Origin of the sequence: Micromonospora purpureochromogenes (assembly GCF_900091515.1) — a bacterium.
GTDB classification, from domain to species: domain Bacteria; phylum Actinomycetota; class Actinomycetes; order Mycobacteriales; family Micromonosporaceae; genus Micromonospora; species Micromonospora purpureochromogenes.
The window spans coordinates 5,005,569-5,029,785 of the sequence record NZ_LT607410.1 but is presented as its reverse complement, the minus strand read 5'-3'; the positions used below and the strand labels follow the sequence as shown (position 1 = coordinate 5,029,785).

At 75.5% G+C, this 24,217-nt stretch carries 9 protein-coding genes and 2 pseudogenes; 10 read left to right on the top strand and 1 reads right to left on the bottom strand.

Features of this window, described 5'->3' with window-relative positions; genetic code table 11:
- Positions 1-32: 32 nt before the first annotated feature.
- The 4 genes and pseudogenes from GA0074696_RS22990 to GA0074696_RS22975 form a co-directional block, all read left to right on the top strand.
- Positions 33-1,361 (top strand): annotated as a pseudogene (locus GA0074696_RS22990) (type I polyketide synthase); the annotation flags it as partial.
- Between the two features lie 20 nt (positions 1,362-1,381).
- Complete coding sequence (locus tag GA0074696_RS22985; RefSeq protein ID WP_088963023.1) at positions 1,382-1,912, top strand: flavin reductase family protein; 531 nt, start codon at positions 1,382-1,384, stop codon at positions 1,910-1,912.
- A gap of 127 nt (positions 1,913-2,039) precedes the next feature.
- Positions 2,040-3,323: an LLM class flavin-dependent oxidoreductase gene (locus GA0074696_RS22980; protein ID WP_088963022.1), complete on the top strand. Its 1,284-nt coding sequence runs from the start codon at positions 2,040-2,042 to the stop codon at positions 3,321-3,323.
- 105 nt (positions 3,324-3,428) lie between these two features.
- The gene (locus GA0074696_RS22975) at positions 3,429-4,202 is read left to right on the top strand and encodes a thioesterase II family protein (RefSeq protein ID WP_088964739.1); all 774 of its coding nucleotides are present in this window, start codon (positions 3,429-3,431) and stop codon (positions 4,200-4,202) included.
- A gap of 422 nt (positions 4,203-4,624) precedes the next feature.
- Here GA0074696_RS22975 and GA0074696_RS22970 read toward each other — a convergent pair whose 3' ends face one another.
- Positions 4,625-5,407, bottom strand: a complete 783-nt coding sequence (locus GA0074696_RS22970) for a TetR/AcrR family transcriptional regulator (RefSeq protein WP_088963021.1) — start codon at positions 5,405-5,407, stop codon at positions 4,625-4,627.
- A gap of 304 nt (positions 5,408-5,711) precedes the next feature.
- Between GA0074696_RS22970 and GA0074696_RS22965 the strand changes: the two genes are divergently transcribed.
- The 6 genes and pseudogenes from GA0074696_RS22965 (at position 5,712) to GA0074696_RS22940 (ending at position 24,197) form a co-directional block, all read left to right on the top strand.
- A complete protein-coding gene (locus GA0074696_RS22965) occupies positions 5,712-6,923 on the top strand; it encodes a cytochrome P450 (RefSeq protein WP_197700764.1) in 1,212 nt (403 codons plus the stop codon).
- Positions 6,924-6,940: 17 nt separating this feature from the next.
- Positions 6,941-7,171, top strand: a complete 231-nt coding sequence (locus GA0074696_RS22960) for a ferredoxin (RefSeq protein ID WP_088963019.1) — start codon at positions 6,941-6,943, stop codon at positions 7,169-7,171.
- 132 nt (positions 7,172-7,303) lie between these two features.
- Positions 7,304-8,497 carry a DUF993 family protein gene (locus tag GA0074696_RS22955; RefSeq protein WP_088963018.1) on the top strand — a complete coding sequence of 398 codons (1,194 nt, stop codon included), beginning with the start codon at positions 7,304-7,306 and terminating at the stop codon, positions 8,495-8,497.
- On the top strand, positions 8,494-9,903 hold the full coding sequence (locus tag GA0074696_RS22950) for an NAD(P)/FAD-dependent oxidoreductase (RefSeq protein WP_088963017.1): 1,410 nt from the start codon (positions 8,494-8,496) through the stop codon (positions 9,901-9,903). Before GA0074696_RS22955 ends, GA0074696_RS22950 begins: the two co-directional genes overlap by 4 nt.
- Positions 9,904-9,992: 89 nt before the next feature.
- Positions 9,993-19,376 (top strand): annotated as a pseudogene (locus GA0074696_RS32335) (SDR family NAD(P)-dependent oxidoreductase); the annotation flags it as partial.
- Between the two features lie 6 nt (positions 19,377-19,382).
- The gene (locus tag GA0074696_RS22940; protein WP_088963015.1) at positions 19,383-24,197 is read left to right on the top strand and encodes a type I polyketide synthase; all 4,815 of its coding nucleotides are present in this window, start codon (positions 19,383-19,385) and stop codon (positions 24,195-24,197) included.
- The last annotated feature ends 20 nt before the right edge of the window (positions 24,198-24,217 follow it).

The window sequence follows — 24,217 nt, the reverse complement described above, 5'->3', positions numbered from 1 at the left end:
CCGACCAGATCGTCGCGGCGCTGCGCACCTCGCTGCTGGAGAACGACCGGCTCCGGCAGGAGAACGCCCGGCTGGTCCAGGCCACCGACGAACCGATCGCCATCGTCGGGATGGCCTGCCGGCTGCCGGGTGGCGTGGACTCCCCGGAGAGCTACTGGGAGCTGCTGGCCCGGGGCCGGGACGCGGTCACCCCGTTCCCCACCGACCGCGGCTGGGACACCGATGCCCTGTACGACCCGGAGCCCGGCCGCCCCGGCCGGACCGTCACCCGGGAGGGCGCGTTCCTGCACGACGCGGCCGACTTCGACGCCGACCTGTTCGGCATCTCCCCCCGCGAGGCCCGCGACATCGATCCCCAGCAGCGGGTGATCCTGGAGACCGCCTGGGAGGCCCTGGAGCACGCGCGGATCGACCCGCTCTCGCTCAAGGAGAGCCGCACCGGCGTGTACTGCGGGGTGATGTACCACGACTACGACGGTGCGGACGGCGGCGGCAGCATCACCAGCGGCCGGATCTCCTACACCCTCGGGTTGCAGGGGCCGTCGGTCTCGCTGGACACCGCCTGCTCGTCCTCGCTGGTCGCGCTGAACCTGGCCGGGCACGCGCTGCGCTCCGGGGAGTGCACCCTCGCGTTGGCCGGCGGCATCACCGTGATGTCCACCCCGGAGACCTTCGTCTACTTCAGCTCCCAGCGCGGCCTCGCCCCGGACGGCCGGTGCAAGTCGTTCGCCGCCGCCGCCGACGGCACCGGCTGGGGGGAGGGCAGCGGCCTGCTGGTCCTGGAACGGCTCTCCGACGCCCGCCGCAACGGCCGGCGGATCCTGGCCGTGATCCGGGGCGCGGCGGTGAACTCCGACGGCGCGTCCAGCGGCATCACCGTGCCGAACGGGCCGGCCCAGCAGCGGGTCATCCGCCAGGCCCTCGACGGCGCCGGGCTGCGACCGGCCGACGTGGACGCGGTGGAGGCGCACGGCACCGGCACCCGGCTCGGCGACCCGATCGAGGCCCAGGCGCTGCTCGCCACGTACGGGCGGGACCGGGCGGGGGAGCCGCTCTGGTTGGGGTCGGTCAAGTCCAACCTCGGGCACACCCAGGCCGCCGCCGGGGTCGCCGGGGTGATCAAGATGGTGCTCGCCATGCGGCACGGGCTGCTCCCCGCCACGCTGCACGTCGACGCGCCCACCCCGCAGGTCGACTGGTCGGCCGGGCGGGTGGAGCTGCTGACCGAGGCCCGGCCCTGGCCGGAGACCGGCCGGCCGCGCCGGGCCGCCGTGTCCTCCTTCGGCATCAGCGGCACCAACGCACACGTGATCCTCGAAGAGGCGCCGGCCGAGGGCGGGGACGCCCCCGCGCCGGCGCCGGGCTGACGGGCGGGAGAGCGATGACATCGCGTACGGGCACCACGGCGGGCCGGGTCGACCCCGGCGCCTTCCGGCACGTCCTCGGACTCTTCTGCACCGGGGTCACCATCATCACCGCCGCCGGCGACGGAGTACGTCCGGTCGGCTTCACCTGCCAGTCGTTCGTCTCGCTCTCCCTCGACCCGCCGCTGGTCTCCTTCTCGGTGTCCCGCACCTCCCGCTCCTGGCCGCTGATCCGGGCCCGGGGCGCGTTCGGGGTGAACATCCTGACCGCCGAGCAGGAGGGGCTGTGCCGGACCTTCGCCAGCCGGGTCACCGACAAGTTCACCGGGGTGGACTGGACGCCCGGCCCGGTGACCGGCTCGCCCCGGCTGCCCGGCTCGCTGGCCTGGGTGGAGTGCACCGTGGAGGCGGAGTACCCGGGCGGGGACCACGTCATCGCCGTTGGCCGGGTACGCGACCTGGAGGTGGTCGACGGCGACGCCGACCCGCTGCTGTTCTTCCTCGCCGGGTTCCGCCGTCCCGCCCCGGCCGTCCCGGGCACCCCCTAGGCCGCGCCGGCCGACCCCTGAACGGCCCCCGCCGGCCCCCTGATTACCGCCTCAGCCAGGCCGGATCCAACGGTCGCGGCCCTAGCGTCATGGCCACCGGGCAGCTTCTCGTCACGCGGAGGAACGCATGCGCTTCGGCTTGACCTATCACCACCAACTTCCCCGGCCGTGGGCCGAGGACAGCGAGGAACGCCTGTTCCAGGAGGCGCTGGCGCAGATTGAGCTGGCCGACCGGCTCGGCTTCGACTACGCCTGGGGCACCGAACACCACTTCTTCGAGGAGTACTCGCACTCCTCGGCGCCGGAGGTCTTCCTCGCCGCCGCCGCGGCCCGGACGAAGAACATCCGGCTCGCGCACGGCATCATCCACATGCCGCCGGCGGTGAACCACCCGGTGCGGATCGCCGAGCGGCTGGCCATGCTGGACCTGATCTCCGGCGGCCGGGTGGACTTCGGCTCCGGCCAGGGCAGCTCCCAGCTGGAGGTGGGCGCCTTCGGCATCGAGCTGGCGGACAAGCAGGAGCAGTGGCACGAGGCGCTCGAGGTGGTCATCCGGATGATGACCGAGACCCCGTTCACCGGCCACCAGGGGAAGTGGGTCGACGTGCCCGTCCGCAACGTCATCCCCAAGCCGAAGCAGAAGCCGCACCCGCCGCTGTGGCGGGCCTGCACCCGCCGGGAGAGCATCCAGGAGGCGGCCCGCGAGGGCATGGGCGCGCTCGCCTTCTCCTTCGTCAACCCGGAGGAGGCCGAGGAGTGGGTCGAGGCCTACTACCGGACGCTGGAGTCGGACGACTGCGTCCCGATCGGCCAGGCGGTCAACGCCAACGTCGCCATGGTGCTGCCGTTCATGTGCCACGAGGACGAGGAGGTCGCCCTCGACCGCGGGCTGGAGGGCGCGTACTTCTTCTCGTACGCCCTGATGCACTACTACATCACCGGTCAGCACCAGCCGGGCGTGACCGACATCTGGCAGAGCTTCCAGGACGCCCGGGAGAGCATGGGCTTCACCCGGGACGCGATCGTGCCGGACGAGAAGGACCTCCAGTCGGCCGAGTCGCAGGCCATGATGGACCAGGTCGGGCAGCTGCGCCGGGGCATCGGCACGCCGGCGCAGATCGCCGACATCATCCGCCGGTACGAGGCCGTCGGCGTCGACCAGATCATCTTCTCGGTGCAGATCGGCAAGAACAAGCACGAGCACATCATGGAATCGCTGGAGCTGTTCGCCCGCGAGGTGATGCCGGAGTTCGTCGGCCGCCGGGAGGCCCGCGAAGCCGCCAAGCGGGACCGGCTCGACGTCGCCGTCAAGGCGGCCCTCGGCCGCATCAAGCGGCGGACCAGGGACGTCTCCGACTTCGTCATCGCCCCGGAGATGTCGCTCTACGGCGACGCCGACGACGACGACTGACCACCGCCGTGTCCCCGGCCGGGTCGACCCCGGCCGGGCCGGCGGCGGCCGGGCCGTTCCTCCCGCGCCGGCCGCGCCGGCGCACCGACGCGAAGGATGCACGAGATGGCCGTACCCACGGACAACGGCGCCTGGATCCGCCGCTTCCACCCCGCCCCGGACGCCCCCACCCGGCTGGTCTGCTTCGCCCACGCCGGTGGCTCCGCGTCGTACTTCTATCCGGTGTCCCAGGCGCTGAGCCCCGGCCTGGACGTCCTGGCCGTGCAGTACCCGGGCCGCCAGGACCGCCGCGCCGAGCCGGCCTTCGAGGACGTGCCCCGGCTGGTCGACGCCCTCGTCGACGAGGTGGCCGTCTGGGCCGACCGGCCGCTGGCGCTGTTCGGGCACAGCCTGGGCGCGACCGTGGCGTTCGAGGTGGCCCGGCGGCTGCAGGCGCGCGGGACCGAGGTGTCCGCGCTGTTCGCCTCCGGCCGGCGGGCGCCGTCGCGGCACCGCCCCGCCTGGGTGCACGAGGGCGACGACGACGCGCTGATCAGCGAGATGCTGAAGCTGGAGGGCACCGACGCCCAGATGCTCACCGACCCCGAACTGGTCCGCATGGTCCTGCCGGCGCTGCGCGCCGACTACCGGGCCGCCGAGACCTACCGCTACCAGCCGGGCCCGCCGCTGACCTGCCCCGTGTACGCGCTGACCGGTGACGCCGACCCGCAGGTCGACGTGCCCGACGCGGAGAGCTGGCGGGGGCACACCACCGGCCCGTTCGCGCTGCACGTCTTCTCCGGCGGGCACTTCTACCTCAACCGGCACGCCCCCCAGGTCCTGGCCCTGATCCGCCGGCACGCGGCGGACGGGGTGGTGGCCGGCCACGCCCGCGCCTGACGCGCGCCGCCCCGCGGCCGGCCCCGTCGGAGCGTCGCGGTGGCGGGCCGGGGCGGCACGGGCGCGAGGTGCCCGGCGGGCCGGGCCTCCGGAACGCTACAGACCTGATGTCGGGGATGGCTCAAGCCGCTTGCGGGCAGGACGGTGGTGTCGCGGGCGTTGTCGAGCTGATGTCGTGGACGGCTCAGGCCGCCGCCGGCAGGACAGCGGTTCGCGGGACGCTGTCGAACTATGACGTGGCGGACTCGTGGCCCTCGCCGGGCGGGCAGCGGCGGTCGGCCCGCGACCCGAGGTCCCGGGCGGGACGGCGCGGGTCACCGCGACGGATCAGCGTGCGGGCTGAGTCGTTCACGACATCAGGTCCACAGCGACGGGACCAGGGTGTGCGTCGGTCGGCGGGGGCGGGCCGTCCGGGCGGAGGGTCAGTGCCCTTCGCCGCCCGCGCTCCTCGCCGCGGCGCGCTGCTCGACCAGGGCGCCGACCCCGTCGAGGATGCGCTCCAGGCCGAAGACGAACTCGTCGTCCGGGCCGGCCGGGGTGTCCAGCACGCCGGCGTCGATCACCGCGTTGAACGCCGGGAAGCGGTCCGGCCCGGCGAGCTTGCGGACCAGCTGACCGTAGGAGGACATCGCGGCCAGCTCGTCGGGGGCCTTGGCCATGAACGAGGCCTGCACGTCGGCGGAGACGGTGGCATCGTTGCGGCAGAAGCCGCTCAGCAGCATGATCACCGACAGCTTCTCGCCCTCGCCCAGCGCGGTGCCGCCCAGGCACTCCAGCCCCCGCTCCAGCCAGATGATCTGGTTGGGGGTGACCGGCGGGCCGAGGGTCGGGATCTGCAGCGCCCAGGTGTGCTTGCGCAGGATCGCGTGCTGCTCCCAGGTCCACCGGGCCAGCCCGGCGCGCCAGCCCTCGTCCGGCGCGTCGGGCCCGGACGGCGGCGTCTGGTAGATCGCGTCCATCATCAGCTGGAGCAGTTCGTCCTTGGCGGACAGGTAGCGGTACAGCGACATGGTCGAGGCGCCGAGATCCGACGCGACCCGGCTCATCGACACCGCCGACAGACCCTCCGACGCGGCGATGGCGACCGCCGCGTCGACGATGCGCGGAAGGCTCAGTGCGCGCTTGGGGCCCTTGTTCGGTCGGTCCCGCAAACCCCAGGCGTCCCCGATGTATCCCGGCAGCCCCGGATCAATGCTTCCGCCCATCGACTCCACTTTCCCTCGAGACGCCCGGCCGCGGTCATCCGCCCTTCGCCGCTGCCCGTCGCTGCAGATCAGGGTATGCCGCCGCCCGAACGATGTCTGCACGGGATTGGGAACCGGACCGTCGGTGCCGTGACAGTAACCGTTCCGCCCCGTCCCGTGGTGCCGGCATAGGGGGCTCATCGCCGACCTTAGGGGGTGCGGAACCTGTCCGCCGTGCCGGCGCGCTGCTTGAATCGATCCGATCGATTCCCCGCCGCCCCCTGAAGAGAGAGGCGTCGCAGCGATGACCGAAACAGCCGATGCCGTGACCACCGGTACCGAGCGCCCGGATTTTCCGCTGGACCGGCGCCGGTGCCCGCTCGCCGTTCCGCAGGAATACGAGCGGATGCGTGAGGAGAACCCACTCGCTCCGGTGACCAACCGGATGACCGGTAAACCCGTCTGGGCGTTGACCCGATACCGGGACGTGCGCCAGGTGCTCGGTGACCCGACGATGAGTTCGAATGCGCGTAACCCCGCCTACCCGGCGCAGTTCCACGTGCCGGAGGAGATGCTGCCGTACATCGCCTTTCCGTTCCCGGCGATGGACCCGCCGGAGCACACCGTCCGCCGGCGAATGGTGATCCCCGAATTCACCGCCGCGCGGATCAACAAGCTCCGCCCGCGGATGCAGCAGATCGTCGACACGCAGATCGACCAGATGCTGGCCAAGGGCGGCCCGCTGGACCTGATGGCCGAGCTGGCGCTGCCCGTGCCGGCGCTGCTGTTCTGCGAGATGCTCGGCGTCGACCCGGTGCACATCGGCTATTTCCGCCGCTACGCCGAGACCACCACGGGCCGGGACTCGACGCAGGAGGCGGTGGCCGGCGCGATCGCCGAGATGGACGAGTTTCTCGACGAGCTGATCACCGAGAAGACCAAGAACCCGGGCGACGACCTGCTCAGCCGGATCGCGGCCCGGCTGCCCGACGAGCCCACCCTCGAACACGAGGACCTGGTCGCCATCGCCCGGGTGCTGGTGATCGCCGGCTCCGACACCACCGCCAACGTCGTCTCCCTCGGCACGGTGGTGCTGCTGGAGCACCCGGAGCAGCTCGCGGAGCTCAAGGCGGACCCGTCGCTGTGGCCGGGCGCGGTCGAGGAGCTGCTGCGCTTCCTCAGCATCCTCGACTCGGCCACCGTGCGGGTGGCCACCCACGACGTCGAGGTCAGCGGCGGCACCATCCGCCAGGGCGAGGGCGTGCTCGCGCTCAACGGCGCGGCGAACTGGGACCCGGGGCGTTTCCCGGAACCGGAGAAGTTCGACATCCACCGCAACGCCGAAGGACACCTGGCCTTCAGTTACGGCAACCACATGTGCCCCGGCGCCAACCTGGCCCGGATGCAGCTGGAAACCGTCTTCCGTACGCTCTTCGAGCGCATTCCGGATCTGCGCCTGGCCGCCGACGTCGACAAACTGTCGTACATGTTCGACGCGCACGCGTACGGGTTGCACGAACTGCCCGTCACCTGGTGAGCGACGGGTCGCCGACAATGCGTGTCGAGGTCGACCGGGAAACCTGCGTCGGTTCCGGCAACTGCGTGTACTTCGCGCCCACGGTGTTCGACCAGGACGACCGCGACGGTCTCGTGGTCGTGCTGGTGGAATCGCCGGAACCGGCGCTGCGCGCGGCGACCCGTACGGCCGCGCTGAACTGTCCGGTCGGCGCCATCTCGGTCGATCGGATCAATTCCGGCAGCCCGCCGGTCCGGCCCGCCCCCTAGGGGCGCGGTCGGGCCGGCGGAAGCCGTTGAGGGGTTGCCCCGGAATTAGGGGGTCGCCGCTATGGAACCGCACTCCCGCGAGTCGCTTGAATTGTGCCGACTCGATCCAGACGACGGTTCGGAGCAGAAAAAATGATCAAGCTTCCGGAGTCGGACGGCACCCTGACCGTCTACCACCCGACCCAGGCGCCGCGCGTGGTGCAGCCCGCCGACCCCTCCCCGTTCCGGACCCGTTCCGTGCTGGCCACCGCGCACGTGCTGGGCGACCCGCTGGCCGACAACGAGCCCTTCGGGCCGCCCGGCGGCGACCCGCCGCCGCAGTCGCTGGACTGGGAGGCGACCCTGGCCTTCCGCCGGCACCTGTGGTCGTACGGCTTCACGCTCTGCGAGGGCATGGACACCGCCCATCGCGGCATGGGGCTGGACTGGCCCGGCGCCGCCGAGCTGATCCGCCGCTGCGGCGCCGAGGCGAAGGCCGTCGGCGGCCGGCTGGCCGCGGCCGTCCTCACCGACCAGCTGGAGCCGTTCGCCCCGGTCACCCTCGCCGAGGTCCAGGCCGCCTACGAGGAGCAGCTGGCCGTGGTCGAGGAGGCCGGCGCGCAGCCGGTGATCATGTGCAGCCCGCACCTGAACGTCGCCGTCCGCGGCCCGGAGGACTTCGCCACCGTGTACGGCAACCTGCTGCGCCAGTCCAGCCAGCCGGCGATCGTGCACTGGATCACCTCGGAGTGGGACCCGCGCAACTCGGAGTACTTCGGCTACGAGGAGCCCGACGACGCGTACGACGCGCTGATCGCGATCGTCCGCGACAACCTGGACAAGGTCGACGGCGTCAAGATCGGGCCGGCGTCGCTGGCCCGCCAGGTCGAGTGGCGCAAGCGGCTGCCCGAGGGCGTGAAGTTCTACACCAGCGACACCACCGAGTACCCGGAGATGTTCGTCGGCGACGGGTCCGGGCACAGCCACCCGCTCACCCCGGTCATCGACGCGGTCGTCCCGATCGCCGCCGAGGCCTTCCGGGCGCTCGACGCCGGCGACGACAGCCGGGCCCGGGGGCTGCTGGAGGAGACCCTGCCGCTCAACCGGCACCTGTTCAGCGGCGAGGGCCGCAGCATCTTCTTCTTCAAGACCGGAGTGGTCTTCCTGGGCTGGCTGGCCGGGCACCACGACCACTTCCGGATGGTCTGGGGCGAGCAGTCGGCCCGGTCGGTGCCGCACCTGGCCGCCGCGTACCGGCTGGCCGACAGCCTCGGCGCGCTGCCGGACCCGGAGCTCGCCGAGCGGCGGATGAAGCTCTTCCTCGCCACCTCGGGGATCGAGCAGTGAGCCGGGCCGTCGTCCTCGGCGGCGGCCTCGCCGGGATGCTCGCCGCCGCCGCGCTGGCCCGCGCCGTCGACGAGGTCACCGTCGTCGAACGGGACCAGCTCCCCACCGAGCCGCAGCCGCGCAAGGGGCTGCCGCAGGGCCACCACAGCCACATCCTCATGCGCGGCGGTGTCGAGGCCCTCGACCAGCTGCTGCCCGGCGTCACCGACCGGCTGTACGCCGCCGGCGCCAAGCGCCGGGGGCTGCCCTCCGGGGCGCTGGCCCGCGGCCCCGAGGGCTGGATGGAACGGCTGGACACCGACGCGTACCTGCTGCTGTGCAGCCGGGAACTGCTCGACCACGTGGTCCGCGAGCAGGTGCTGCGTGACCCGCGGATCGGCGTCCGGGAGGGCTGCCGGGTCACCGGGCTGGTCGGCGACGCCGACCGGGTCACCGGCGTGCGGGTCGAGCAGGGCGGCGCGGAGCGCACCCTCGACGCCGACCTGGTGGTCGACGCCACCGGCCGGGCCACCAGCGCCCCGAAGTGGCTGGTCGACCTGGGCCTGCCCCAGGTCCGCGAGGACGTGGTGGACGCCGGCATCGTCTACGTCAGCCGCTGGTTCACCGCGCCGCCCGGCACCCGCGACGACTTCCCCGGCGTGATGATCCAGATGCAGGCGGGCACCGGCCGCCCCGGCCAGGGCGCCGGGCTGCTGCCGATGGAGAACGGCCGCTGGATCCTCAGCCTCTTCGGCAGTCGGGGCGGCGAGCCCCCCACCGACGAGGAGGGCTTCGCGCAGTTCGCCCGGGAACGGCACCACCCGATCATCGTCGACCTGATCGCCCAGGCCCGCCCGGCCGGGCCGATCCGCGCCTACCGGAGCATCCCGGACCAGCGGCGGCGCTTCGAGAAGCTGCCCGTGCCGGAGGGCTTCCTGGTGATCGGCGACGCCGCTCAGGCGCTGAATCCGGTGCACGGCACCGGCATGTCGGTCGCCGCGCAGTGCGCGCTGGCGCTGCGGACCGAGCTGGACGTACGGGGCCTGCGCCCCGGCTTCTCCCGCAACGTGCAGGCCGCGATCGCGAAGATCAACCAGGGCGCCTGGCAGATCGCCGTCAACACCGACCAGGGGCTGCCGCACGTGCGGGCCAACGTGCCGCTGCGCGGCGGCGCGTTCGCCAACAAGATGGCCGCCCGGGTCGCCCGGACCGGCTGCGGCAACCGCATGGTCATCAACACCGTGTTCAACGTGGCGTCGCTCTGCGCGCCGATGACCCGGATGATGACGCCCGCCTTCCTCTGGGCCGTGCTGCGCGGCCCCCGTACGCCGGCGCTCACCGCCGAGCAGGCCATCGCGCAGTTCCCCGAGTTCGGCGACCTCGTCAAGGTCGACGCGGCGCCCCGGTCCACGGCCAGCCCGGCCTGACCCATGCACCACCCGCAGACGGCTCACCTCGCGATCGGAACAGGCGGTGGTACCCGGTGAACCAGGAGATGCCGTCGCGGGACGGCGCGGTGCTGCCCTGGGTGCTCTCCGGGCGCGGCGCCGACGCGCTGCGCGGGCAGGCGGCCCGGCTGTCGGCGTACCTGGGAAAGGCCGCCGACGCGCGGGCGGCGGACGTCGGCCACTCGCTGCTGACCACCCGGGCCCGGCTCGGCCACCGCGCCGTGGTGCTCGGCGCGGACCCCGCCGAGCTGCTGACCGGGGTACGCGCGCTGGCCGACGCCGCCGACGCCCCCGGCGTGGTCACCGGCACGGTCCTGCCCGATGCCCGGGCGGTCTTCGTCTTCCCCGGCCAGGGCTCCCAGTGGCCCGGGATGGCCCGGGCGCTGCTCGACGAGGCGCCGGCCTTCGCCGCCCGGCTCACCGAGTGCGCCACCGCGCTCGAGCCGTACGTCGAGTGGCGGCTGCTGGACGTGCTGCGCGACCCCGACTCCCCGCTCTGGGACTCGGTCGACGTGGTGCAGCCGATGCTCTGGGCGGTCATGGTGTCGCTGGCCCACCTCTGGCAGGAACACGGGGTACGGCCCGCCGCGGTGGTCGGCCACTCGCAGGGCGAGATCGCCGCCGCCTGCGTCGCCGGCGCGCTCACCCTCGACGACGGCGCCCGCGTCGTCGCCCTGCGCAGCCGGCTCATCGGCGCGGAACTCGCCGGCCTCGGTGGGATGATGTCCGTGCTGCTGCCCCGCGACGCCGTCGAGGCCCGGCTGGAGCGGTGGGCCGGCCGGCTCCAACTCGCCGTCGTCAACGGTCCGTCATCCATGGTGGTCTGCGGCGAGGTCACCGCCCTCGACGAGTTCCACGCCGAGCTGACCGCCGACGGCGTGCAGGTCCGCCGGATCGCCGTCGACTACGCCTCGCACTCGCACTACGTCGAGGGCATCCGGGAGAAGCTGATCGAGGCGCTCGCCCCGGTCAGCCCGCGTACCGCCGGGGTGGCCTTCTACTCCACGGTCACCGGGGGGCCGCTGGACACCGCCACGGTGACCGCCGACTACTGGTACCGCAACCTGCGCCAGACCGTCCGCTTCTCCGAGGCCGTCCGGGCGCTGCTCGCCGACGGGCACCGCGTGTTCGTGGAGTCCAGCGCCCACCCGGTGCTCACCTCCGCCGTGCAGGAGACCGCCGAGGCGGCCGGCGTCACCGCCGTACCGATCGGGTCGCTGCGCCGCGACGACGGCGGGCTGCGCCGCTTCGCCACCTCGCTCGCCGAGGCGTACGTGCACGGCGCGCCGGTGGACTGGGCCGGCTTCCTCGCCGGCGGCCGGGTCGTCGACCTGCCCACCTACGCGTTCCAGCGGCGGCGCTACTGGAAGAACCCGACCGGGCGCACCACCGGCGCCGGCGAGGGCGCCCCGGGCCACCCGCTGCTGACCGGACTGGTCCGGCCCGCCGACGGCGACGGGCTGCTGCTCACCGGCCGGCTCTCGGTGACCCGGCAACCCTGGCTCGCCGACCACGAGGTCCACGGCCGGCCGGTGCTCCCCGGCGCCGCCCTGGTGGAGCTGGCGCTGCACGCCGGCGAGCAGGTCGACCTGCCAGCAGTGGCGGAGCTGACCCTCGGCGCGCCGCTGGTGCTGCCCGAACGCGGCGCCGTCGCGCTCCAGGTCGTCGTCGGCGCCCCCGCCGCCGACGGCGCGCGCCCGGTCAGCGTCCACTCCCGCCCCGAGGACTCCGACCGGCCGTGGACCCGGCACGCCGAGGGACTGCTGGCGCCCGCCGCCCCGGCCCCTGCCGCCGCCCCGGGCGACTGGCCGCCGCGCGACGCGACCGCCGTCGACATCCGCGACGGGTACGCCCGGCTGACCGGGCGGGGCTACGGCTACGGCCCGGCGTTCCAGGGCCTGACCGGGCTCTGGCGGCACGGCGACGACCTCTTCGCCGAGGTGACCCTGCCGGAGGCGGCCCAGCCGGACGCCGACCGGTTCGGCGTGCACCCGGTGCTGCTCGACGCCTGCCTGCACGCCGGCGTGATCGAGGACGCGGGTGGGGACACCCTGCTGCCCTTCGCCTGGACCGATGTCACCCTGCACGCCGTCGGGGCCACCGTGCTGCGGGTACGGGTGCGGCGCCTCGGGCCGGACCGGGCCACGATCGAGGCGGTCGACCCGGCCGGCGCACCGGTGATCTCGGTCGGCGCGCTGGTGGCCCGCCCGGTCGCCGCCGAGCAGTTGGCCGCCGCCGGCGGTGCCCCGGCCGTGGAGCCGCTGCGCCTGCACCGCCGACCGGTCGACCTGGCGGTGGGCGTCGGCTCGTTCGACGGCTGGGCGGTGCTCGGCGCGGACCCGCCGATCGGCGCGCCCGCCACCAGCCACCCCGACCTGGCCGCGCTCCGGGCCGACCTGGGCGCCGGTGTCGCCGTACCCGAGGTGGTGCTCTGGCCGGTCACCGCCGGAACCGGCGACGTGGTCGACGCCGCGCACGCGGCGGCCCGGCGGGCGTTGCGGGTCGTCCAGGAGTGGCTGGCCGACGAGCGGTGGGCCGGCGCGACGCTGGTGGCGCTCCTGCCCGACGCCGACGACGACCTGTCCACCGCGCCGGTGCGGGGCGTGCTCCGGGCCGCCGCGGCCGAGCACCCGGGGCGCTTCCTGCTGGTCGACGCCGACGACGATCCCGCCTCCCTGGCGGCGCTGCCGGCCGTGCTGCGCCTCGGCGAGCCCGAGGTGACGCTGCGGGCCGGCACGGCGGCCGTACCCCGGCTGGTGCGCGCCCCCACGAACGGCGACGCCCCGCCGGCGCTGGCGCCCGACGGCACCGTCCTGGTCACCGGCGGCACCGGCGACCTCGGCGCCCTGGTGGCCCGCCACCTGGCCGCCGTCCACGGCGTGCGGCACCTGCTGCTGACCAGCCGCCGCGGCCCGGACGCCCCCGGCGTCGACGCGCTGTGCGCCGAGCTGGCCGAACTCGGCGCGCGGGTCACCGTCGCCGCCTGCGACGCCGCCGACCCGGTGGCGCTGCGCGCCCTGCTCGACGCCGTCGACGCCGCGCACCCGCTGACCGGGGTGGTGCACGCCGCCGGGGTGCTCGACGACGGCCTCGTGCAGTCGCTGACGCCCGAGCGGATGGACGCCGTGCTGGCGCCGAAGGTCGACGCCGCCTGGCACCTGCACGAGCTGACCCGCGACGCCGACCTGGCGCTGTTCTGCCTCTTCTCCTCGGCCGCCGGGGTGCTCGCCCCGGCCGGCCAGGCCAACTACGCCGCCGCGAACCTCTTCCTGGACGCCCTCGCCGCGCACCGCCGCGGCCGGGGCCTGCCCGCCCACTCGCTGGGCTGGGGGCTCTGGGCCGGCGGCACCGGGATGACGGGGCACCTCGACGAGACGGCGCTGCGCCGGCTGCGCCAGCAGGGCTTCGACGCGCTCTCCGCGGCCGACGGCCTGGCCCTGCTCGACGCCGCGCTGGCCGGCGACGTCACCGCGCCGGTGCTGCTCCGGCTGGACCCGGCCGGCCTGCGCGCCCAGGCCACCTCCGGGGCGCTGCCGGCCGTGCTGCGCGACCTCGTCCGGGTGCCCCGCCGGCAGGCCCACCGGGGTGCCGGCGCCGCCTCGCTGGCCGACCGGCTGCTGCGGTTGCCCGAGGAGGACCGCCGCCGCACCCTGCTGGACCTGGTCCGGGTCGAGGTCGCCGGGGTCCTCGGCCACGCCACCCCGGACGCCGTGGACGCCGGCCGCGCCCTCAAGGAACTCGGCTTCGACTCGCTGACCGCGGTGGAGCTGCGCAACCGGCTCAACGCGGCGACCGGCCTGCGGCTCCCCGCCACCCTGGTCTTCGACCACCCGACCGTCTCGGCGGTCGCCGCCCACCTCGCCGCGACGCTGCTCGGCGCGGCCCACCCGACCACGCCGGTCGTGACGGCGCCGGCGGTCGCCGACGAGCCGATCGCGATCGTCGCAATGGGCTGCCGCTTCCCCGGCGGGGTCGGCTCGCCGGAGGAACTGTGGCGGCTGGTCGCCGACGGGGTGGACGCCATCTCCGGCTTCCCTACCGACCGGGGCTGGGACACCGACGGCCTGTACCACCCCGAGCCGGGACTGGCCGGGCGTACGTACACCCGGGCGGGCGGGTTCCTGGCCGACGCGGGGGAGTTCGACGCCGACTTCTTCGGGATCAGCCCGAACGAGGCCGTGGCGATGGACCCGCAGCAGCGGCTGCTGCTGGAGTGCGCCTGGGAGACCCTGGAACGCGCCGGCATCGACCCGGCCACGCTGCGCGGCAGCGACACCGGCGTCTTCGCCGGCCTGATGTACCACGACTACGCCGGCAGCACCGCCACCGGCTCCATCGCCTCCGGCCGGATCGCGTACGCGCTCGGGCTGGAGGGGCCGGCGGTCACCGTCGACACCGCCTGCTCGTCGTCGCTGGTCGCGCTGCACTGGGCGGTCCGCGCACTGCGCGCCGGGGAGTGCTCGCTGGCCCTCGCGGGCGGGGCGACCGTGATGGCCACCCCGGAGGTGATCCTGGAGTTCAGCCGGCAGCGGGGCCTCTCCCCGGACGGCCGGTGCCGCTCGTTCGGCGCGGGCGCCGACGGCACCGGCTTCTCCGAGGGCGTCGGCCTACTCCTGGTCGAGCGGCTCTCCGACGCCCGCCGCAACGGGCACCCGGTCCTGGCAATGGTGCGGGGCTCGGCGGTAAACCAGGACGGCGCGTCGAACGGGCTCACCGCCCCAAACGGTCCGTCGCAGCAGCGGGTGATCCGGGCCGCCCTGGCGTCGGCCGGCGTGCCGGCCGCCGAAGTGGACGTGGTCGAGGCCCACGGCACGGGTACGACCCTCGGGGACCCGATCGAGGCGCAGGCGCTGCTGGCCACCTACGGTCAGGACCGGCCCGCCGACCGGCCGCTGTGGTTGGGGTCGATCAAGTCGAACCTGGGCCACACCCAGGCCGCCGCCGGTGTCGCCGGCGTGATCAAGATGGTCCTGGCGATGCGGCACGGGGTGCTGCCCCGGACCCTGCACGTCGAGGAGTCCTCGCCGCAGGTGGACTGGTCGGCCGGCGCGGTGGAGCTGTTGAGCGAGGCGCACGAGTGGCCGGTGGACGGCCGCCCCCGCCGGGCCGGGGTGTCGTCGTTCGGCATCAGCGGCACCAACGCCCACGTCATCATCGAGCAGGCACCGGACGACGCGCGGACCCGTGCGTCCGGCCCCGGCGGGGACGGCCCTGGCGCGGACTCCGGGGTGACCGGCGCGCTGCCGTGGCTGGTGTCCGCGAGGTCGGTACCGGCGCTGCGGGCCCTCGCCGGTCGGCTGGCGGAGGTCGCCGGGTCGATGGACCCGGTGGACGCGGCTGCGGCGGCTCGCGCCCTGGCGACCGGCCGGGCGCTGCACCCCCAGCGGGCCGTGGTGCTCGGCGCGGACCCGGCGGAACTCTCCGCCGGCCTGGCCGCCCTGGCGACCGGCGAGACCGCGCCGCACACGGTGGTCGGCACGCCCCGGGCCGGTCGGTTGGCGGTCCTGTTCACCGGTCAGGGCGCGCAGCGCCTGGGGATGGGTCGCTCGCTGCACGCGGTGTTCCCGGTGTTCGCCGCTGCTTTCGATGCGGTGGTGGCGGAGTTGGACGTGCACCTGGATCGGCCGTTGCGTGAGGTGGTCTGGGGTGATGACGAGGAGCTGATCCGCCGGACGGGTTACGCGCAGGCCGGCTTGTTCGCCGTCGAGGTGGCGTTGTTCCGGCTGGTGGAGTCGTGGGGCGTGCGGCCGGACTTTGTCGCCGGGCATTCGATCGGTGAGTTGGCTGCCGCGCATGTGGCTGGGGTGTTGTCGCTGGCGGATGCGGCTCGGTTGGTCGCGGCGCGGGGTCGGTTCATGCAGGCGTTGCCCGAGGGCGGCGCGATGGTGGCGGTGCAGGCGTCGGAGGAGGAGGTGCGGGCGGCGCTGGCGGGTCCGGGTGTGGTCGTCGGATCCTTTGGAGCTGATGTCGTAAACGATTCAGCTTCCACCGGCACCGGCACCGGCACTGGCTCCGATTCGGTCGCGGTCAACGGCACCGGCCCCGGCGCCGTCCCGGCCGACGGCCACGGCGCCCGCGCTGGCACTGGCACCGGCACTCGCGCTGGTCGGGTCGCGGCCAGCGGCTTCGGCATTGGCGACGGCAACAGTCGGGCAGCAGGTGCCGCCGGTGTGGACATCGCGGCCGTCAACGGCCCCCGGTCGGTGGTCATCTCCGGCCCCGGAGCCGCCGTCCTGCACGTGGCCGAGCACTTCACCAGGCTGGGGCGGAAGACGACGCGGCTGCGGGTCAGCCACGCGTTCCACAGCGGGCTGATGGACCCGATGCTCGACGACTTCCGGGCCGTCGCGGCAAGCCTCACCTACACCGAGCCGCAGCTCCCAATCGTGTCCAACCTGACCGGCGCCCTGGCGAGCAGCGAGCTGACCGACCCCGACTACTGGGTCCGGCACGTCCGGGAGGCGGTCCGCTTCGCCGACGGCATCACCGCCCTGCACCAGGCAGGCGCGACGACGTTCCTGGAACTCGGCCCGGACGCCGCGCTCACCCCGATGGTCGAGGGCATCCTCCCCGACGAGACCACGACCATCCCCAGCCTGCGGCGGGGACACGACGAACACCGCCAGGCCATGACCGCCCTGGCCAGGCTGCACGTCACCGGCACCACCGTCGACTGGACGCCGCTGCTCCCCACGACCACCCGCACGATCGACCTGCCCACCTACCCGTTCCAGCGGCAGCGGTACTGGCTCGCCGCGCCCTCCACCGCCGACCTCTCCGGCTTCGGGCAGGTCGCCACCGGCCATCCGCTGCTCGGCGCCAAGGTGAGCGTCCCCGACGACGACCTGCTGGTGCTCACGGGCAGGATCTCGCTGCCGGGGCAGCCCTGGCTGGCCGACCACGACCTGCACGGCCGGGTCGTCTTCCCCGGCACCGGCCTGCTCGACCTCGCCCTGCACGCCGGTGCGCAGATCGGCTGCGACCGGCTGGTCGAGCTCACCGCCGAGACCCCGCTGGTCCTCACCGACGAGGCGGTCACCGTACGCGTGGTGGTCGGGCCGCCCGACGACCACGGCGCACGGCCGGTCGGGGTGCACACCCGCGGCGCCGACGAGGAGCTGCCGTGGACCCGGCACGCCACCGGCGTGCTCGCCCCCGGCGGACCCACCCCCACCCCGCCGCCGGCCGCCTGGCCACCCCCGGGCGCGGTCCGCGCGGACGTCGAGGACGTCCACCGCGGCCTGCTGCGCCACGGCTACGGGTACGGCCCGACCTTCCAGGGCCTGCGGGCGGTGTGGCGACGGGGCGCCGAGCTGTTCGCCGAGGTGAGCCTGCCCGAGGGGGCCACCGCCGACGGCCACGAGGCGCATCCCGCGCTGCTCGACGCGGCCCTGCACCCGCACCGCCTCGACGATGCGGCCGGACCGGTCCAGCCGTCGGTCTGGCGGGACGTCACCCGCCACGCCGCCGCCCCGGCCACGCTGCGCGTACACCTGGTGCCGGTCGGCGGCGGGGTCACGCTGACCGCCACCGACGCCGACGGCCGCCCGGTGCTCACCGTCGGGCACCTGGAGAGTCGGCTGGTCGGCCCCGACGAACTGGCCGCCGTCACGGGCGCCGGCGACGAGAGCCTGCTCCGCCTCGACTGGGTGCCCGCGCCCGAGGTCGCCCCCGACGCCGCGCCGGTGGCCTGGGCGGTGCTCGGCGAGGACCCGTTCGGGGTGGTTCCCGACGCGGCGGCGTACCCCGACCTGGCCGCGCTGCTCGCCGCCGTGGACGCCGGGGCGCCGGAACCGGCGTACGTGCTGCACGCCCCGGCCACCCCCGCCGGGCAGGGGCCGGAGGCGGTTCGCGCCCTGCTCACCGGCCTGCTCGGCACGCTGCGGGACTGGCTGGCCCAGAGCCGGCTGCCCCGGACCCGGCTGGTGCTGCTCACCCAGGGCGCCGTGGGGGCGGGGGAGCTGCCCGCCGACCTGGTGCTCGCGCCAGTGTGGGGGCTGGTCCGCGCCGCCCAGTCCGAGCAGCCGGGGCGGCTGGTACTCGTCGACACCGACGGCAGCGGACCCTCCTGCGTGGCCCTGCCGGCGCTGCTCGCGTACGGCGAAGCGGAGCTGGCCGTCCGCGACGGCCGTGCGCTGCTGCCCCGGCTGACCAGGGCCTCCGCCGGGGCCGGCGCGCCACCGCGCTGGGACACCGACGGCACGGTGCTGGTCACCGGCGGCACCGGCGGACCCGGCGCGGCCATCGCCCGACACCTGGTCGCCGAGCACCGGATCGACCACCTGCTGCTCGCCGTCGACCCCGCCGAGGACGCCGACAAGGACCTCCTCGCCGAGCTGGCCGGACTCGGCGCCGACGTGACCGTCGCCGCGGGCGACCTGACCGACCGGGACGCGGTGGCCGCGCTGCTCGACTCGATCCCCGGGAAGCACCCGCTCACCGCCGTCGTGCACGCCCCCGCCGTACGCGAGCAGAGCCTGCTCGCCACCACCGCGCCGGAGGCGTTCGCCGCCGCCCTGCGCGCCACCGTCGACCCGGCCTGGCACCTGCACGAGCTGACCGCCGACCGGCCCCTCGCGGCGTTCGTGCTGGTCTCCTCGGCCGCCGGGCTGATGTTCGGCGCCGGCCGGCCGGCCACCGCGGCAGCGGCCACCTTCCTCGACGCGCTCGCCGCCCACCGGGCCGCCCGCGAGCTGCCCGCCACCGCTCTCGCCTTCGGCGCGTGGGCGGCCGGGCCACCCTGGCTGGACCGGATGGGCCTGCACCCGCTCGGCATCGCCGAGGGACTGGCCCTGCTCGACCGGGCGCTCGGGCAGGCCACCCCCGCCCTGGTCCCGGTACGCCTCGACGTCGCCGCGCTGCGCGCCACCGCCGACACGCTGCCGGCGTTGCTGCGTCAGGTGGTCCGGGTACCGGCCCGCCGCGCCGCGCCGACCGGTCCCGACCTGGCGCAGCGGCTCGCCGGGCTCCCCGACGACCAGCGGGACCGCTTCCTGCTGGAACTGGTCCGCACCCACGTCGCCACCGTCCTCGGCCACCCCGACTGGCGTTCGGTCGAGCCGGACCGGGCCTTCCAGGACCTCGGCTTCGACTCGCTGGCCGCCGTGGAGCTGCGCAGGACGCTCAGCGAGGCGTGCGGGCGGTGGCTCTCGCCGACGCTGGTCTTCGACTACCCGACCTCGCGGGAGCTCGCCGCCCACCTCGCCGCCGAGCTGGGCGCGCGGGACGTCGCCGGGGACGACCCGGTGCTGACCGAACTGGACCGGCTCGCGGCGGTGCTCGCCGGCCCCACCGACGGCGACCCGGCCCGGGTCACCGCCCGGCTGGAGGCGGTGCTGCGCGAATGGCGGACCCGGCACGACCCGGCCGGACCGGACGGCGCGGACGACGACCTGGCCACGGCGACCGACGACGAACTGTTCGCGGTGCTGGACAACCTGGGGATGGGCTGAGCGGCGATGGCGACCGACGACAAGCTGCGCGACTACCTCAAGCGCGCCACGGCTGATCTCCAGCAGACCCGGCGGCGGCTGCACGACGCCGAGCAGCGCTGGCACGAACCCATCGCGATCGTCGCCGCGGCCTGCCGGTTCCCCGGCGGTGTCCGCACCCCCGACGACCTGTGGGAGCTGGTCGCCTCCGGCGGCGACGCGATCAGCGGGTTCCCGCAGAACCGGGGCTGGGACGTCGCCGGCCTGTACGACCCGGAGCCGGCCACGCCCGGGCGGACGTACTGCGTCAACGGCGGGTTCCTGCACGACGCGGGGGAGTTCGACGCCGACTTCTTCAAGATCAGCCCACGGGAGGCGCGGGAGACCGACCCGCAGCAGCGGCTGCTGCTGGAGACCGCCTGGGAGGTCGTCGAGCGGGCCGGCATCGACCCCGCCTCGCTCAAGGGCAGCGCCACCGGCGTCTTCGCCGGCCTCGTCTACCACGACTACGCCGCCAAGGGCGTCGGCAGCCTGGCCAGCGTCGCCTCCGGCCGGGTCGCGTACGCGCTGGGCCTGGAGGGCCCGGCGGTCACCGTGGACACCGCCTGCTCCTCGTCGCTGGTCTCGGTGCACCTGGCCGCGCACGCGCTGCGGGCCGGCGAGTGCGGCCTGGCCCTGGCCGGCGGGGTGACGGTGATGTCCACCCCGGACTCGTTCGTCGGGTTCAGCCAGGACCGGGGGCTGGCCCCGAACGGCCGGTGCAAGTCGTTCTCCGCCGACGCCGACGGCACCGCCTGGGGCGAGGGCATCGGCCTGCTGCTGCTGGAACGCCTCGCCGACGCCCGCCGCCACGGTCACCCGGTGCTCGGGCTGGTCCGGGGCAGCGCGGTCAACTCCGACGGCGCCAGCAACGGCCTCTCCGCCCCCAACGGGCCGGCCCAGCAGCGGGTGATCCGGGCCGCGCTGGCCGCCGCGCAGCTCACCGCCGACCAGGTCGACGCCGTCGAGGCGCACGGCACCGGCACCACCCTCGGCGACCCGATCGAGGCGCAGGCGCTGCTGGCCACGTACGGGCAGGGCCGGCCGGCGGACCGGCCGCTCTGGTTGGGCTCGTTCAAGTCCAACGTCGGGCACGCGCAGGCCGCCGCCGGGGTCGGCGGGATCATCAAGATGCTGGCGGCGATGCGGCACGACACGCTGCCGCAGACCCTGCACGTCAAGGAACCGACCCCCAACGTGGACTGGTCCATCGGCAACGTGCGGCTGCTCACCGAGGCCCGGCCCTGGCCGCGTGGCGACCGCCCCCGCCGGGCCGGGGTCTCCGCGTTCGGCCTCAGCGGCACCAACGCCCACGTCATCGTCGAGGAGCCGCCCGCCGAGCCCGCCCCCGTCCAGGGCACCGCCGCCCCTGCCCGCGACGACGCGGCCTCAGCGCGGGACGACGCCGGGACTCTGCCGGCGCGGCCGGTGGCGCTGCTGGTCTCCGGGCGGGACGAGCCGGCGCTGCGGGCGCAGGCCCGCCGGCTCGCCGGCCACCTGGAGGAGCACGCCGACCAGGCCCCGGCCGACGTGGCGTACTCGCTGGCCACCACCCGCGCCGCGCTGGAGCACCGGGCCGCCGTCATCGGCGGCGACCACGGCGCGCTCCGCGCCGGCCTGGCCGCGCTCGCCGACGGCACCGCCGCCGCACACCTGGTCCGCGACGCGGTACGCGTCGACGGCCGCACCGCCTTCTGCTTCACCGGGCAGGGCGCCCAGCGCCCCGGCATGGGACGGCAGCTGCACGTCGCCTTCCCGGCCTTCGCCGACGCGTTCGACGCCGCCGTCGCCGCCCTCGATGAGCACCTGGCCCGACCGCTGTGCGAGGTGGTGTGGGGCGCCGACGCCGACCCGCTGAACGACACCGGGTACGCCCAGCCGGCGCTCTTCGCGCTGGAGGTGGCGCTGTACCGGCTGCTGGAGAGCTGGGGGGTGCGCCCGGCGTACCTGGTCGGGCACTCCATCGGCGAGCTGGCCGCCGCGCACGTCGCCGGCGTGCTCACCCTGCCCGACGCGGCGGCGCTGGTGGCCGCCCGGGGCCGGCTGATGGGGGCGCTGCCCCCCGGCGGGGCGATGGTCGCCGTGGAGGCGACCGAGGAGGAAATCCGGCCGCTGCTCGACGATCGGGTCGACCTGGCCGCGGTGAACGGCCCCAGGGCCCTGGTGGTCTCCGGCGTGGAGGAGGCCGCGCTGGCCGTCGCCGAGCAGCTGCGCGGCCTCGGCCGGCGGACCCGCCGGCTGGCCGTCTCGCACGCCTTCCACAGCCCGCTGATGGCACCCATGCTCACCGACTTCGCCGAGGTCGCCCGGTCGCTGCGCTACACCGCGCCGAGCCTGCCGGTGGTCTCCACCCTGACCGGCCAACCGGTCACCGGCGAGCTGACCGACCCGGAGCACTGGGTACGCCAGGTGCGCGGCACCGTCCGCTTCCACGACTCCGTACGGTGGCTCGCCGACCAGGGCGTCACCACGTTCCTGGAGCTCGGCCCGGACGCGGCGCTCTCGGCCACCGGCCCGGACTGCGTCGGCGACGGCCGGGACGGGGTCTTCGTGCCGCTGCTGCGCCGGGACCGGGACGAGGAGCGGGAGCTGGTCACCGCGCTGGCCCGCGCGCACACCCGGGGCACGGCGGTCGACTGGGCGGCGGTGCACCCCGGCGCCCGGGTCGAGCTGCCCACCTACCAGTTCCAGCGCCGCTGGTACTGGTGGGAGGCGCCCGAGCCGGTCGCCGCCGACCCGAGCTTCCTCGACGACCTCGCCGCCGCCGACCCCGCCGCCCTCGCCGTCGACCTCGGCGTCGACCCGGCCGCCCTCGGCCAGGTGCTGCCCGCCCTGTCCGCGCTGCGCCGCCGGCACGCCGACCGGTCCGCGGTGGACGGCTGGCGCTACCGGGTGGTGTGGGAGTCCGTCGCCGACCCCGAGCCGGGTCCGGCGCCGGCCCGCTGGCTGGTCGCCGTGCCCGACGGGTACGACAACGACCTGCGCGTCGGCATGATCGCGGCCACCCTGGCCGAGCACGGCGGCGAGGTGGTCCGCCTCCCGGTGGCCGACGCCGACCGGAACGCCCTCGCCGCCCGGCTGCGCGAGCTGCCCGGCGCCGGCACGGTGCTGCTCTCCCTGCTCGCCCTCGACGACCGGCCGCACCCCGAGCACCCGGCGCTGACCCGCGGCCTCGCCGCGACGGTCGCGCTGGTCCAGGCGCTCGGCGACGCCCAGCTCGACGCCCCGATCTGGTGCCTCACCACGGGCGCGGTCGCCGTCGACCCGAGCGAGTCCGCCGACCCGGCCCAGGCCGCCGTGCACGGCCTCGGCGCCGGCCTCGCCCTCGACCTGCCCCGGCACTGGGGCGGGCTGGTCGACCTGCCCGAGTTCCCCGACCCGGCCGCCCTGCGCCGGCTGCGCGCCCTGGTCACCGCCACCGGCGGCGAGGACCACGTGGCCATCCGCGACGGCGGGGTGCGCGCCCGCCGGATGGTCCGGGCCGCCCGGCCGGTGGCGCCGCCGTCGTGGCGGCCGCGCGGCAGCGTGCTGGTCACCGGCGGCACCGGCGGCCTCGGCGCGCACGTGGCCCGCGCCCTGGCCCGGGCCGGGGCCGAGCATCTGGTGCTGGTGGGCCGGCGCGGCAGGGACACCCCCGGCGCGGAGGCGCTGGCCGCCGAGCTGACCGGCCTCGGCGCCGAGGTGACCCTCGCCGCGTGCGACGTCGCCGACCGCGACCAGCTCCGGGACCTGCTCGACGGGCTGCCCGCCCGGTGGCCGCTGACTGCCGTGGTGCACGCCGCCGGGGCCATGCAGCGCATCGCGCCGGTCGGGGAGCTGACCCTCGCCGAGATCGCCGACGTGGCCGCCGCCAAGGTGGCCGGCGCCGCCCACCTCGACGACCTGCTCGCCGATACCGAGCTGGACGCGTTCGTGCTCTTCTCCTCCGGCGCCGCCGTCTGGGGCAGCGCCGGGCAGGCCGGCTACGCCGCCGCCAACGCCTACCTGGACGCGCTCGCCGCCCGCCGCCGAGCCCGGGGCCTCGCCGCCGCCTCGATCGCCTGGGGCTCCTGGGACAGCGGCATGGTCGACGCCGACCTGGCCGCCGGGATGCGCCGCCTCGGCGCGCCGCCGATGCGACCGGAGCTGGCGATCACCGCGCTGCCCGAGGCGTACCGGGCCGACGCCGGGGACCTCGTCGTCGCCGACATCGACTGGTCGCGCTTCGCCCCCGTCTACACCATGGCCCGGCGGCGGCCGTTGCTCGACGCGCTGCCCGAGGTGGCCAAGGCGGTCGCCGGCGACACCACGAACGCCCCGACCGGGCTGGCCGACCGGCTCGCCGGGCTGCCGCCGGCCCAGCGGGCGCGGGCCCTGCTGGACACCGTCCGCGCCGAGGTGGCCGCGCTGCTCGGCTACGACAGCGCGGCCGCCCTCGACCCCGCCCGCCCCTTCGCCGAGCTGGGCTTCGACTCGGTCGCCGCGATGGACCTGCGGCAGCGGCTCACCGCCGCCACCGGCCAGGCGCTGCCCGCCACGCTGGTCTTCGACCACCCGACGCCGGCCGCCGTGGCGGAGTTCCTCGGTGCGGAACTGGGCGTCGGCGCCGGCGACGCGACGACCGGGCCGGGGGCCGACCTGGACCGGCTGGAGGCGTCCCTCGCCGCGCTGCCCGAGGACGACGCCGACCGGCCCGCGCTCGCCGCCCGGCTGCGCGCCCTGATCGGCCTGGTCGATCCCTCCGCCGGCGACGACCGGCTCGGCGAGGCGGCGACCGCCGACGAGATCTTCGACTTCATCGACAACGAACTCGGGTTGCGCTGACCGCGCAGGGGTGAGGACGG